At 72.5% G+C, this 13,230-nt stretch carries 14 protein-coding genes and 1 pseudogene; 6 read left to right on the plus strand and 9 right to left on the minus strand.

Translation table 11 applies throughout. The annotated features are described in order from the left end of the window. Positions 1 to 59: 59 nt before the first annotated feature. The 3 genes from A6A27_RS10825 to A6A27_RS10835 are packed head-to-tail and all read left to right on the plus strand — an operon-like array spanning position 60 to position 2,107. Positions 60 to 344, plus strand: a complete 285-nt coding sequence (locus A6A27_RS10825; protein ID WP_241825220.1) for a hypothetical protein — start codon at positions 60 to 62, stop codon at positions 342 to 344. 1 nt (position 345) lies between these two features. After that, the gene (locus tag A6A27_RS10830; protein ID WP_073834438.1) at positions 346 to 1,512 is read left to right on the plus strand and encodes a glutathionylspermidine synthase family protein; all 1,167 of its coding nucleotides are present in this window, start codon (positions 346 to 348) and stop codon (positions 1,510 to 1,512) included. Between the two features lie 19 nt (positions 1,513 to 1,531). Beyond that, positions 1,532 to 2,107 carry a CGNR zinc finger domain-containing protein gene (locus A6A27_RS10835; protein WP_073834439.1) on the plus strand — a complete coding sequence of 192 codons (576 nt, stop codon included), beginning with the start codon at positions 1,532 to 1,534 and terminating at the stop codon, positions 2,105 to 2,107. A 12-nt stretch (positions 2,108 to 2,119) separates the two neighbouring features. Here the strand turns inward: A6A27_RS10835 and A6A27_RS10840 are convergent, their stop codons facing one another. Further along, positions 2,120 to 2,926, minus strand: coding sequence for a sugar phosphate isomerase/epimerase family protein (locus tag A6A27_RS10840; RefSeq protein ID WP_198940263.1), 807 nt, complete (start codon positions 2,924 to 2,926; stop codon positions 2,120 to 2,122). A 72-nt stretch (positions 2,927 to 2,998) separates the two neighbouring features. Further along, a complete protein-coding gene (locus A6A27_RS10845; RefSeq protein ID WP_073834440.1) occupies positions 2,999 to 3,943 on the minus strand; it encodes a Ppx/GppA phosphatase family protein in 945 nt (314 codons plus the stop codon). A 74-nt stretch (positions 3,944 to 4,017) separates the two neighbouring features. Between A6A27_RS10845 and A6A27_RS10850 the strand changes: the two genes are divergently transcribed. Next, the gene (locus A6A27_RS10850; protein WP_073834441.1) at positions 4,018 to 4,827 is read left to right on the plus strand and encodes a hypothetical protein; all 810 of its coding nucleotides are present in this window, start codon (positions 4,018 to 4,020) and stop codon (positions 4,825 to 4,827) included. 6 nt (positions 4,828 to 4,833) lie between these two features. On the opposite strand, the gene rraA is transcribed toward A6A27_RS10850, so the two are convergent. From rraA to A6A27_RS10880, 6 genes are read right to left on the minus strand one after another with little or no spacing between them, the layout of a single operon-like run. Then, entirely contained in the window at positions 4,834 to 5,319 is a 486-nt protein-coding gene (gene rraA, locus A6A27_RS10855; protein WP_073834442.1) for a ribonuclease E activity regulator RraA, read from the minus strand. Positions 5,320 to 5,329: 10 nt separating this feature from the next. Beyond that, positions 5,330 to 6,505 (minus strand): MFS transporter, encoded by a 1,176-nt coding sequence (locus tag A6A27_RS10860; protein WP_073834443.1) that lies wholly within the window; start codon positions 6,503 to 6,505, stop codon positions 5,330 to 5,332. 15 nt (positions 6,506 to 6,520) lie between these two features. Next, positions 6,521 to 6,913: a universal stress protein gene (locus A6A27_RS10865; RefSeq protein ID WP_073834444.1), complete on the minus strand. Its 393-nt coding sequence runs from the start codon at positions 6,911 to 6,913 to the stop codon at positions 6,521 to 6,523. Further along, positions 6,910 to 8,412 carry a tripartite tricarboxylate transporter permease gene (locus A6A27_RS10870; RefSeq protein ID WP_073834445.1) on the minus strand — a complete coding sequence of 501 codons (1,503 nt, stop codon included), beginning with the start codon at positions 8,410 to 8,412 and terminating at the stop codon, positions 6,910 to 6,912. The genes A6A27_RS10865 and A6A27_RS10870 overlap by 4 nt, the downstream gene beginning before the upstream one ends. After that, positions 8,413 to 9,129 carry a tripartite tricarboxylate transporter TctB family protein gene (locus A6A27_RS10875; protein WP_241825221.1) on the minus strand — a complete coding sequence of 239 codons (717 nt, stop codon included), beginning with the start codon at positions 9,127 to 9,129 and terminating at the stop codon, positions 8,413 to 8,415. It lies immediately after the preceding gene. A gap of 5 nt (positions 9,130 to 9,134) precedes the next feature. Beyond that, positions 9,135 to 10,142, minus strand: a complete 1,008-nt coding sequence (locus A6A27_RS10880) for a Bug family tripartite tricarboxylate transporter substrate binding protein (RefSeq protein WP_241825222.1) — start codon at positions 10,140 to 10,142, stop codon at positions 9,135 to 9,137. Positions 10,143 to 10,214: 72 nt separating this feature from the next. Here A6A27_RS10880 and A6A27_RS10885 point away from each other — a divergent pair, with 72 nt between their 5' ends. Next, positions 10,215 to 11,903, plus strand: coding sequence for a sensor histidine kinase (locus tag A6A27_RS10885; RefSeq protein WP_241825223.1), 1,689 nt, complete (start codon positions 10,215 to 10,217; stop codon positions 11,901 to 11,903). Beyond that, positions 11,900 to 12,574 (plus strand): response regulator, encoded by a 675-nt coding sequence (locus A6A27_RS10890; RefSeq protein ID WP_073834449.1) that lies wholly within the window; start codon positions 11,900 to 11,902, stop codon positions 12,572 to 12,574. The genes A6A27_RS10885 and A6A27_RS10890 overlap by 4 nt, the downstream gene beginning before the upstream one ends. A gap of 403 nt (positions 12,575 to 12,977) precedes the next feature. On the opposite strand, the pseudogene A6A27_RS45825 reads toward A6A27_RS10890, so the two are convergent. Next, positions 12,978 to 13,230: pseudogene (locus A6A27_RS45825) on the minus strand (hypothetical protein); the annotation flags it as partial.

Genomic DNA, 13,230 nt, shown 5'->3' on the forward strand with positions numbered 1-13,230 from the left:
AGGGCTCCCGGTCGCCGCCCGGCGTCAAGGGGTCCCTCCGGGCAGACGGGCTGGCGCGGATGGGCTACAAGGATTTTGTGGAACGACACCCCCGACGCCGCCTCCGGTCGGCCACCGTGCAGCTCGGCGCGCTGACCGCCCTGGCGCTCGCCCTCTCCGGCTGCAATCTGACCGACGACGATGACGACTGCGCCCTCGGCCCGGCTGGTGGTGGCGGGGACAACGTTGCGCTGGCACTGCGGGCCCCGGCACCCGCCGCCGCGCGGGACACGTCCCCGCCGGTCGCCGCGGCGCTGCCCGCGCGCGGTGGCTTCGGCACCCACCTCGCCTCCTGCGGCGGCTGAGGTGCGGCGCGAGGCCAGCGTCCCGCGCCCCGGCTGGGACGCCACCATCCGCTCCCAAGGTCTGGTGTACGTCGACACCGAGCTGCCCGACGGCGGGGTGATGTCGTACTGGGATGAGACCGCGGCGTACGCGTTCGGGCTGGACGAGGTGCTCCGGCTGGAGGAGGCGACCGAGGAGCTGCACCGGATGTCGGTGGCCGCCGCCGAGCACGTGGTGGCGCGTAACCGGTACGCGGAGTTCGGCATCCCGGCCTGGGCCGCCGAGGCGGTCGCCCGGTCGCTGCGCGAGGCACCGCCGACCCTCTACGGCCGCTTCGACCTCTGGTACGACGGGTCCTGGCCGCCGAAGCTGCTGGAGTACAACGCCGACACCCCGACCGCGCTGGTCGAGGCGAGCATCGTCCAGTGGTACTGGCTGGAGCACATCCGGCCCGCAGCGGACCAGTGGAACAGCCTGCACGAGCGGCTGGTCGGGGCGTGGGCGAAGATCGGTGCCGGCCTGCACGACCGGCGGGTGCACGTGGTCTGGTCCGCGGAGGAGGAGTCGGGCGAGGACCAGATCACCGCCGGCTACCTCGCCGAGACGGCCCGCCAGGCCGGGCTGGACGTCACGCTCATGCCGATCCAGGAGATCGGCTGGGACGGGCGGCGCTTCGTGGACGCCGCCGACCGGCCGATCACCACCTGTTTCAAGCTCTACCCGTGGGAGTGGATGCTGGCCGAGCCGTACGGGCCGCCGGCGCTGGCACCGGGCACCCCGACCACCTGGATCGAGCCGGCGTGGAAGCTGCTGCTGTCGAACAAGGCGCTGCTGGCGGTGCTCTGGGAGCTGTACCTGGACCACGAGTACCTGCTGCCGGCATACCTGGACTCGCCGCGCGGGATGACCGAGTACGTGGCAAAGCCACTGCTCGGCCGGGAGGGCGCGGCCGTCCGCATCGTCACCCGAGGCACCGAGATCACCAATCCCGGAAGGTACGGCGACGAGGGCTTCTGCTACCAGGAGTTCCGCGCGTTGCCCGATTTCGCCGGCAATCGAACGGTGCTGGGAAGCTGGATCGTCGACGGCGAGTCGGCCGGCGCCGGGGTGCGCGAGAGCGCGAGCCTCATCACCGACAGTTACGCCCGGTTCCTCCCCCACTACATCGACGCGCCGCGAACGCCGTGAGTCGTCTACCGTTGGTCTCGTGAACTTCGACGCGTACGCCCGGACCGGAGTTGATCTCGTCAACACCCGTCTGGACGACCTCGACGACCTGCAGGTCCTTTTCCCGGACGAGAACGCGTGGATGCGCGACGAGGTCACGGAGCGGGACCTGGCGATCCTCCGGCGGGCGCAGAAGCGCCTGCGCGACGTCTTCGAGTACGGCACCTCGGGCCGGGACGCCGAGGCGGTGGCGGAGCTGAACACGCTGCTGGAGGCGTTCCCGGTGCAGCCGCGCATCTCCGGCCACGACTCCAGCGACTGGCACATGCACGTGACCAGCCGGGGTGCCTCGGTCTCGTCGGAATACCTGGCCGGCGCGGTCTGGGGCCTGTCGGTCTGGCTCTGCGAGTACGGCAGCGCCCGGTTCGGCGTCTGCGCCGACGAGCGCTGCGGCAACGTCTACCTGGACACCTCGTCGAACTGCTGCCGGCGGTTCTGCTCGGAACGCTGCGCCACCCGCTCGCATGTGGCCGCCCACCGGGCCCGGAAGCGGGCCGCCGTCGGCGACCAGCTGCCGGTCCCGGCCCAGTCGGAACCGCTCGCCCCGGTCAGCTGACCCGCACCAAGGTCAGGCGTCGACCGGGGACGGGGCGGTGAGGTTGGCGCGGGCGAACTCGAGCGCCGCGCGGAGGTCGGCCTCACGCACCGCGCGGCTCTTCGCGCCCCGGGTGGTGACCTCCACCGCCACCGAGCCGGTGAAGCCCCGGCCGGCCAGCGAACGGAGCAGCTCCGCGCAGGGCTGGCCGCCACGCCCGGGCACCAGGTGCTCGTCGCGCCCCCCGCCGGTGCCGTCGCCCAGGTGCACGTGGGCCAGGCCCGACCCCATCCGGTCGGCCATCGTCAGGGCATCGGTGTGCGAGGCGGCGCAGTGCGAGAGATCCAGGGTGTACGCGGCGTAGCCGGTGTCGGTCGGGTCCCAGCCCGGGACGTACGGGACGAACTGCCGGCCGGCCATCCGCACCGGATACATGTTCTCCACCGCGAAGCGCAGCCCGCCGAACTGCCCGGCGATCGTGTCGAGGCCGTCGGCGAAGTTGCGGGCGTAGTCCCGCTGCCAGGTGAACGGCGGGTGCACCACGACCGTGGGTGCCTCCAGCGTCTCGGCCAGCTCGGCGGCCTTGCGCAGCCGCTCCCACGGATCGGGGCTCCACACCCGCTGGGTGACCAGCAGGCACGGGGCGTGCACCGAGAGGACCGGGACGCCGTAGTGGTCGGCCAGGCCGCGCAGCGCGCCCGGGTCCTGGCTCACCACGTCGGTCCAGACCATCACCTCGACGCCGTCGTACCCGAGCGCCGAGGCCAGCTGGAACGCCGCCGCGGTCCGCTCAGGGAAGACCGAGGAACTGGAGAGGAGCACCGGCACGCGGGTTGTCACACCCTTCAGGGTAACCGCCTCCGCCGCAGCCCATCAGGACGAGCATCCGCAAACCGCCCAGAACGACCCGGATCACATCGGTGCCAGCTGATCAAGCCGGCGGAGGATGACCCCCTCCCGCAGCGCCCACGGGCAGATGTCCAACCGGTCCACGTCGAGCCGGCGCAGCACCGCCTCGGCCACCACGGCGCCGGCCAGCAGCTGGTGGGCCCGCCCCGCGCTCACCCCCTCCAGCTCGGACAGCTGGGCCGGCGGGATGTGCCGGATGAAGCCGAGCACCTGCCGCAGCCCGGTCCGGGTCAGGCTACGCGGGGCCCACAGCCCGGCGCCCGACGGGGCGGCCCCGGCCAGCCGGGCCAGCGTCCGGAACGTCTTCGAGGTGGCGACCGGCCGCTCCCAGCCCACCTCGGCCAACTGCTTCACCACCGGGTCGAGCAGCGTGTGGACGTGCTCCCGCAGCTCCTCCACCGCCTCGGCGGACGGCGGCACGGCCCCGGCCGGGTCCACCCGCAGCCGTTCCCGGCTCAGCCGCCCGGCGCCGAGCGGCAGCGACACCGCCACGTCCGGCTCCTCGTCGATGCCGGCCGCCAGCTCCAGCGAGCCGCCACCGATGTCCAGCACCAGCAGCCGCCCGGCCGACCAGCCGAACCACCGCCGGACCGCGAGGAAGGTCATCCGCGCCTCGTCCGCGCCGGAGAGCACCTCCAGCCGTACGTCGGTCTCGTCGCGGACCCGGGCCAGCACATCGCCGGCGTTGGTGGCCTCCCGGACCGCGGAGGTGGCGAAGGCGAGCAGGTCGTCCACCGCCAGCCCGGCCGCCGCCGCGCGAGCCATGCCGACGGCCTTGACCAGCGCGTCCGCGCCCGCCTCGGTCAGCGCGCCGTCCGGGCCGATCTGCTCGGCCAGCCGGAGCACCACCTTCTCGGAGTGCGCCGGCCAGGGGTGCGCCCCGTGGTGGGCGTCGACCACCAGCAGGTGCACCGTGTTCGAACCGACGTCGAGGACACCCAGTCGCATGCTGACGACCCTAGGGCCAACACGTTTCGGCGGCTCGCCAGCCGGCCGGGCCGACCACGCGTACGCTGGTCCGGGTGACAGGCCAGATCGAGCTGCAGGTGCTGGTGGACGACCCCGACGACCCGCGCAGCCGGGAGGTGGAGCTGGACTTCCCCCGCGAGTGGATCGAGTTCGTCGACCCGGCGGACGAGAAGCACGTGGTCCGCGCCGACCTGACCTGGCTGCTCTCCCGCTGGACGTGCATCTTCGGCAAGGGCTGCCACGGCATCATCGCCGGCCGGGGCGCCGACGGCTGCTGCTCGCACGGGGCGTTCTTCACCGACTCCGACGACGAGAAGCGGGTCCGCGCCGCGGTCAAGCGGCTCACCCCGGAGACCTGGCAGCACTTCCGCAAGGGCTTCAAGAACTGGACCGAGAACGACACCATCGACGGGAAGAACCCGGCCCGGCGTACCGCCACCCGGGACGCCGACTCGCCGTGCGTGTTCCTCAACGACGCTGACTTCCCGGGCGGAGGCGGCTGCGCGCTGCACGCCCAGGCGCTGCGTGACGGGGCGCACCCGCTGGAATACAAGCCGGACGTCTGCTGGCAGCTGCCCATCCGCCGGGACCAGGACTGGCACAAGCGGCCGGACAACACCAAGGTGCTGATCTCCACACTCGCCGAGTTCGACCGGCGGGGCTGGGGCGCCGGCGGGCACGACCTGGACTGGTGGTGCACGTCCTCCACCGACGCGCACGTCGGCGCCGAGCCGATGTACGTCTCGTACGGCCCGGAGCTGACCGCGCTGATCGGCGCAGCCGCGTACGCGAAGCTGGCGGAGCTGTGCGCGGCCCGGCTGCGCCAGGGCCAGGTCGCGCCCCATCCGGCCAGCGAGGGCTGACCCCGGCTACGCCGGCGCGTCGACGGGCAGGACGACCACCCCGTCGTCGTCGCTGTAGACGTGCGCGCCCGGCGCGAAGACGCAGTTGCCGAAGAACACCGGCACGTCCCGCTCGCCCGCGCCGGTCTTGGCGCTCTTGCGCGGGTTCGTGCCGACCGCCTTGATGCCGATCGGGAGGGTACGCAGCGCGGCCACGTCCCGGACCGCGCCGTTGATCACCACGCCGGCCCAACCGTTTTCCGCAGCCGTGCCGGCGATGAGGTCACCCATCAGGGCGGTGTGCACCGAGCCGCCACCGTCCACCACCAGGACGCGACCCTCCCCCGGTTCGGCGACGATCGACTTCACCAGGGCGTTGTCCTCGAAGCAGCGCACCGTCACGGCCGGTCCGCCGAAGGCCGGCACCCCGCCGAACTGGCGCAGCTGGGTGTCGCACGAGCCGAGGGTCTCGCCGTACCGGTCGTAGAGGTCGGCGGTGGTGGGCGTCTCCATGGTGGTCCTTTCAGTCGGGGTTCGGATCAGTACGGTGCAGGCCGGTGGCGGCGACAGCCGCGCCGGCCAGGCCCGCGGCGGTGCAGGCGAGCACGCCGGCCGCCCCAGCGCCGGCCGCCAGCACGCCCGCGGCGCTGGGGATGAGCACCTGGCCGAGCCGGTTGCCGGTGAGTCGGAGCGACATCGCCCGGCCGCGCAGCCCGGCCGGCGCCGACTCGGCCAGGAACGACATGGTGAGTGGCTGCCCGGCGCCGAGCCCGAGGCCGGCGACGGTGACGACCACGGCCATCGCCCAGAACGGCAGCGGCGGTAGCAGCAGCGCCAGCCCGGCGGCGGAGAGGGCGACCGTGCCGATCAGCAGCCAGCGCCGGCCGATCGCGGCGACCAGCCGGCCGAGCCCCAGCCGCGAGACCATCGACGCGACCGCGCGCAGCCCGAGCAGTACGCCGATCTCGCCGGCCGCGATGCTCCGCTCGGCGCCGAGGGCGGGCAGGTAGACCAGGGTGATGTCGACCGCCGCCAGGACCACGCAGCTGACCGTGAGGGCGCGCACCAGCCCGGGCTGGCGGAGCAGGTCCCGCATCCCCCCGGCGTCCGGCCCGGCCGCCGCCTGATGGTGCGCGGACGGGCGGAGGAACGCGGCGGCGGCCAGGAGCGGCACGGCCAGCACGGTGGCGCCGAGGAAGATGGCCCGGGTGTCCGGGATCGGCCGATCCCCACCGAAGACCACGATCAGGCCGGGTCCGAGCGCCTGCCCCAGGGAGGCGGCGAAGGTGTAGTAGCCGAAGGCGGCGTCGTACCGGTTGGCCGGGGTGCGGTTGGCGACCAGCGCCTGCTGGGCCACCACCGCGCAGAGATGCGCGGTGCCGAGCAGCATGCTGGCCAGCACCAGGCCGGCCACCGAGCCGGCGAGCAGCACGAAGCCGAGTCCGGCGGCGGCGAGCAGGGCCGACCCGGCGAGCGCCACCCGACGCTCGCCGAACCGGTCGACCGCGTGGCCGCTGGGCACGGCCAGCACCAGCGGTACGACGGCGAAGCTGGCCCCGAGCACGCCCAGCCAGGCCCCCGGCACGTCCAGTTCCAACGCCCGGTACGCGGACGCTGGCCGGAGCATGAAGGTCACCGCCTGCAGCACGACGGTGTGCGCGAGCAGCAGGCCGGTCTGGGCGCGCCCGGGAGCGGTCACGCTCCCGGGCGCCACTCAGCCGGCCTTCACGGCGAGGACCGGGCAGGGCACCCGGAGCAGGATCTCCTGCGCGGTCGACCCCATGATCAGCTTGCCCACCGGGGTGCGGTGCCGGATGCCGATCACCACCAGCGACACGTCCTCCGCCTCGACGATCTCCTCGATCTCCTCGGCCGCGTCCCGCCCCCGCACGAGTTGCCGCACGTTGTGCGGCACCCCGGCGGCGGTCAGCTCGCGGGTGACCCGCTCCAGATCGGGCTCCTGCGCGAGGCGCGGGTCGGCGTACGCGTCGCCGCGGGAGGTGTTCACCACGAGGATCGGCTCCTCGCGGAACCTCGCCTGCTCGATCGCCGCCCGCAGGGCCGCCTCGCCCAGCGGCGACGGCACGTAGCCCACCAGCACGGTCATCCGGTCACCAACCTTCCACGCAGCGGACGGACCACGAACCGGCCGACCAGCGGCCACAGGAGCACCACGGCGATCGCGGCGTAGATCAGCCAGGACACCCAACCGCCGAGCAGCCCGTGCAGCTCACCGCCGGAGAGCTGCAACGCCCGCCGGCCCTGCAGCTCGGCACGCGGGCCGAGGATGATGCCGACGATCAGCGGCAGGATCGGCAGCCCGAAGCGCCGCATGCCGAAGCCGAGCAGGCCGAGCGCGAGCAGCAGGTACAGGTCGAACGGCTGGGCGTTGACCGCGTACGCGCCCATCGAGGCGAAGAAGAGGATCCCGGCGTAGAGGTAGGGGCGCGGGATCCGCAGCAGCCGCGCCCAGGCCGGGGCGAGCGGCAGGTTGAGCACCAGCAGCAGCAGGTTGCCGATGAAGAGGCTGGCGATCAGCGTCCAGACCAGGCTGGACTCCCGGGTGAAGAGCAGCGGGCCGGGCTGGATGCCGTACCCCTGGAAGGCGGCCAGCATCACCGCGGCGGTGGCGTTGGTCGGCAGGCCGATGGCCAGCATCGGCACCAGGGTGCCGGCGGCCGAAGCGTTGTTGGCCGCCTCCGGCCCGGCGACGCCCTCGATCGCGCCCCGGCCGAACTCCTCCTTGTGCTTCGAGAGCTTCTTCTCGGTGACGTACGACAGGAAGGTGGGGATCTCCGCCCCGCCGGCCGGCACCGCGCCGAACGGGAACCCGAACGCCGTGCCGCGCAGCCACGGCTTCCAGGACCGTTTCCAGTCCTGCTTCCCCATCCACGGCTGGCCCACCGGGATCACCTCGCCGGCCTTGCGACGCAGGTGCGCGGCGATCCAGAGCGCCTCGCCCACGGCGAAGATGCCGACCGCCACCACGACCACGTCGATGCCGTCGGCGAGCTGCGGGATCCCGAAGGTGAGCCGCTGCTGACCGGACTGGTCGATGCCGATCACACCGATCATCAGGCCGAGCACCAGCGACGCGAAGCCGCGTACCCGGGACGCGCCGAGCACCGCCGTGACGGACACGAAGGCCAGCAGCATCAGCGCGAAGTAGTCGGGCGCGCCGAGGCTGATCGCGAACTGCACCACCGGCGGGGTGACCACCACCAACAGCACGGTGGCGATGGTGCCGGCGACGAACGAGCCGATCGCGGCGGTGGCCAGGGCCTGCGCCGCCCGGCCCGCCTTGGCCATCTTGTTGCCCTCGATCGCGGTCACCACCGACGAGGACTCGCCGGGGGTGTTCAGCAGGATCGAGGTGGTCGATCCGCCGTACATGCCGCCGTAGAAGATGCCGGCGAACATGATGAAGGCCTGAGCCGGCTCCATCCCGTAGGTGACCGGCAGCAGCAGCGCCACGGTCATCGCCGGACCGATGCCGGGCAGCACGCCCACGGCGGTGCCGACGGTCACGCCGAGCAGCGCGAACAGCAGGTTCATCGGGGTCAGCACATTGGCGAACCCGTCGAGCAGGTTGGCGAGGTTGTCCATCTACAGGATCCCTTGCAGCACGCCGGCGGGCAGGTCGACGCCGAGCCCGATGGCGAAGGTGTAGAACGTGATCAGCGACATCGCGACGGCGATCAGCAGGTTCCGGACGTAGTGGCGGTTGCCGAGCGCGAACGCCGAGCCCCAGAAGAGGATCGTCCCGCTGATCACCCAGCCGAGCCGGTCGATGAGCACGGCGTTGACCAGGAACGCGCCGATCAGCAGCAGCACCGTGCGCCAGTCGATCGGGGTGCTCAGGTCGACGTCCTCGCCGGCCTCCGGCTCGCCGGCGCCGCCGCGGGCCACGTCCACCCCGTAGATGGCCGCGATGATCAGCAGCAGCACGCCGAGCAGGATCGGCACCGCCTTGGGGCCGATGGGGTCGGCCGTGTTGATCGCGTTCCCGATCCGGGTCGTCGCGTCGAAGATGACCAGCCCGCCGACCAGTGCCAGGAAGGCGCACACGCCGTACTGCGCTCGGTCCCGCTTGGGCGCTGGGCTCTCCGCCGCCGTCCCGTCGGCGTCCGATCCGGTGTCCGCAGGTGGTGCCGCCGACCCGGCGGGTTGCCCCGCCGGGTCGGCGGCCGGCGGGTCCGCGACCGGGGCGGGCGCGGGGGGCAGCGCGCCCGTCTCCCGGTCCGGCGGCGCCGCCTGGTCCGGCACGATGGGTACGGCCGGCCGGGACGGCGGGTCGCCGCCCCGGTCCGGTCGGGTCGTCATGCCGGTCATGCCAGCCCGAGCTGCTTGAGCACGTCGGCCACGGCCTTGTCCTGCTCGGTCAGGAAGGTGCCGAACTCGTCACCGGTGATGAACGCGTCGGTCCAGCCACGCTTCTTCAGCTCGGCCTTCCACTCCTCCGAGTCGTGCATCTTGGTCAGCACGTCGATCCAGACCTTCTTGTCGGCGTCGCTGATGCCAGGCGGCGCGACGATGCCCCGCCAGTTGGTGAAGACCAGGTCGATGCCGGAGGACTTCAGGGTCGGCACGTCCTTGAGCGCCTCGATCGGCGCCTCGCTGGTCACCGCGAGGACCCGGATCTGACCGGCCTCGACCTGGTCGAGGAACTCGCCGAAGCCGCTGGCGCCGAAGGCCACCTTGCCACCGAGCACGGCCGGCAGCAGCTCGCCGCCGCCGTCGTACGAGACGAAGTTGACCTGGCGCGGGTCGATGCCGACGGTCTTGGCGAGCTGCATGGGCAGCAGGTGGTCAGGGCCACCGGGCGAGGAGCCGCCGCCGACGGCGATGCCCTTCGGGTTGGCCTTCCACGCCGCGACCAGGTCGTTGATGGTCTTGTACGGGGAGTCCTTCGGCACCACGATGGCGCCGGCCTCCTCGATCATCTTGGCCAGCGGCGTGGTCTGGGTCAGCGTCGCCGCCGACTTCGACGTGTACGAGGCACCGACCACGCCCAGCCCCATCTGCATGGCGAGCTTGCCGTTGCCCTTCTCGTTCACGGTCCGCTGGAGGCCGACCGTGCCGCCCGCGCCCGGCAGGTTGAACACCTGCACGCCGGTGGCAATCTTGGCGTCCTCCATCACCTTCGCGGCGGTACGGGCCGTGGTGTCGTATCCGCCACCGGGGGTGTTCGGGACCATGATCCGCAGCCCGCTGACCGGCTTGCCGTCGTCGGCGGCACCGGCCCCACCCTTGTCGGCGGTGGCACCGCATGCCCCCAGGGCGAGCGCCGTAGCGGCGGCCACGCCCATGACCAGCACGTTTCTCCTAGTTGCCATCATGTTTCTCTTCCGTTTCGAATGAGTCCGGCGGCAAGATGGTGGCCTCCGAGCAGGCAAGCTGTCTGCGTTGTGTCACCAGCGGAAGTTGAGGTCTTTGTGGTCGCGGTCACGTCCCGGCGCCGTACGCTCGCCGGGCAGTTGCTCGTCCTCCAGCTCGCGATCATCGTCGTGGTGCTGGTGGCGGTGGCCGCTGTCTCGCTGGCCCAGTCCGCGGCCACCTTCAACCGGGTCGAGGGGCGCCGGGTCGCCGCGCTCGGCGAAGAGCTGGCCGGCAACACCCTGCTCCGGGGCTGGCTCAACCAGCCCGCACCCGGCGAGGCGATCGCGCCGCTGCTGCAGAACACGCTGATCCGGTCCGGGGTGACCCACGTGACCGTGGCCAACGAGCGGGGCCGGGTGGTCAGCTCGACGGACCCGACGCTGGTCGGCAGCCCCGTGGTGCTCGGCGACCCCCGGGTGGCACAGGAGGGGCGTAGCTGGTTCGGCGAACTGGAGGTCGACGGCACGCGGCAGCTGGTGGCCCAGGTGCCGGTGCTCGGGGACCGGAAGCAGGAAAACCTCGGGCGGTACCTGGGCGTGGTGGTCGTCGGTGAGAAGTCGCCGAGCTGGTCCGAACGACTGGTCGGGGCCTCCTCGTACCTGCTCACCTACCTGGGCATCGCCTGTGGGCTCGGGGTGATCGGGTCGTGGCTGCTGGCCCGGCGGATCAAGCGGCAGACCCTCGGCCTGGAGCCCCGGGAGATCGCCGGGCTGGCCGAGCACCGGGAGGCGCTGCTGCACGGCATCGCCGAGGGGGTGATCGCGCTGGACCCGCAGCAGCGCGTCACCCTGGTGAACGCGGTGGGCCGGCGGCTGCTCGACCTACCCGAGGAGTGCCTCGGCCGCAGCCTCCGCGAGCTGCGCATCAACGGCCGGCTGCGGGACGTGCTGGCCGGACCCGGCAGCGGCCCGGACGCCCGGGACCAGGTGGTGGTCCGGCGCGGCCGGGTGCTGGTGATGAACCGGATGACGGTCCGCAAGGACGGCCGCCGGCTGGGCTCGGTCACCACGCTGCGGGACCGTACCGAGCTGGCCCGGCTTGAGCAGGAGCTCGGCTCGTTCCGCAGCACCACCGAGCTGCTGCGGGCGCAGACCCACGAGTTCGCCAACCAGTTGCACACCATCTCCGGGCTGATCCAGATCGGCGAGCACGACGAGGTGGTCCGGTACGTGGACGCGCTGAGCCGTCACCGGGCGTCACTCGACCTGACGGTCACCAGCCGGATCCACGACACGGCGATCGCGGCGCTGCTCATGGCGAAGTCGGCGGTGGCCGCGGAACGCCGGGTGGAGCTGCGGATCTCCGAGCAGACCGGGCTGGACCGGCTGCCGGCGGAACTGTCGGCGGACGTCGCCACGGTGCTCGGCAACCTGGTCGACAACGCGGTCGAGGCGGTGGCGGGCGGCCGGGAGGCGGCCGGCGACCCGGCGGAGCAGCCCGCCTGGGTGGAGGTCGAGCTGCGGCAGGACGCCTCCTCGGTGGAGATCGTCGTCCGCGACTGCGGCCCCGGCGTCGCGCCGGAACTGGCGCAGGAGGTCTTCACCCACGGCTTCACCACCAAGGCGGCCCACAGCGGCGAGCGGGGCATCGGCCTGGCGCTCACCCGCCTGGTGTGCCACCGTCGCGGCGGCGAGGTGGCGGTGACGAACACCGCCGAGGGCGCCATGTTCACCGCGCGGATGTCGGTGCTGGCCAGCATGTTGGAGGAGGCGCGATGATCGACGTGCTCGTCGTCGACGACGACTTCATGGTGGCCCGGATCCATCGCGGGTTCGTCGAACGGATCGACGGCTTCCGGGTGGTCGGCACCGCCAGCACCGGCGAGCAGGCGGTGGCGGCGGTCGAGGAGCTCCGGCCCGACCTGGTCCTGCTCGACCTCTACCTGCCCGACATGTTCGGCCTCGACGTGGTGACCCGGATCCGGGCCGCCCGGCACGACTGCGACGTCCTGGTGATCAGCGCCGCCCGCGAGGCCGAGGCGGTACGCCGGGCCGTCCGCTACGGCGCGGTTAACTACCTGCTCAAGCCGTTCGGCTTCGACGAGCTGCGCACCCGGCTGGCGCAGTACGCCGCCCGCCGCGCCGCCCTGCGTACGGCGGTGGTCGCCGACCAGGCCGACGTCGACCGGGTACTCTCCCGCAGCGGCTCGACGGCCACCACTCCGGCGCTGCCGCGCGGACTCAGCCCGGAAACCGCCGAGCTGGTGGAACGCGCCCTCCGCGGGCACACCGGGACCCTCTCCGCCAGCGAGTGCGCCGACCGGGTCGGCATCTCCCGGGTCAGCGCCCGTCGCTACCTGGAGCACTTCTCCGGGACGGGGCGGGCCGAGGTGACCCTGAAGTACGGCGCGGCCGGCCGGCCTGAACGCCGCTACGCCTGGGTGGCCTGAGCCGGCCGCTGAGGGCTGCGGTTGACGGCTGTGGGCGGCCCCATGTTCCGGTTGTGGGCTGGGGGCGAGCGTGCCCGGCTCCGGGGTTTGATCCGTGCTTCCGGTTGGGGGCTGGGGGGCGACCGTGCCCGGCTCCGGGCGGTCAGGCTTGATCCCTCCGCCGGGCACGGTCGCCCCCAGCCCCGTCGTGCGCCCTGGCCGCCCGTGCGTCGCGGTCTTCCTTTGGTACGCACCGCAGTGAATGCTGATCTTGGGCAGTGTTCTGTTCTGCTGCTGACGGCAACAGTCCAAGATCCGGAGACACCAGCATGCAGAGACGCTGCTGGCCGGCACCCGTCTTGGGGTGCCGGCCAGCGGCGTTGGTGCTTGTTCGGTTGTCAGCTGTGGTGCTCGGCTGTTTGGGTCAGCTGTTCCAGTGCTGGGCGACCAGGTCAGCGGCCTGCTGCTCCCACTGGGCGTAGGCGTCCGGGTAGGCCGACACCTGCACCGTCTGCGCGGCCTTGGTCAGCGGCATGTCCTGCCACCCGTCGACCTGCTTCAGACCCTTCTCAAACGCCAGGGTCGCGTACTCCGGGTCCGTGATCTGCTCCGGCGTACCCCAACCCGAGCTCGGGCGCTGCTGGAACAGGCCCAGCGAGTCATGGTCATTCTTGTCG

The sequence above is a fragment of the Micromonospora sp. CB01531 genome, from assembly GCF_001905095.1.
Lineage (GTDB): Bacteria > Actinomycetota > Actinomycetes > Mycobacteriales > Micromonosporaceae > Micromonospora.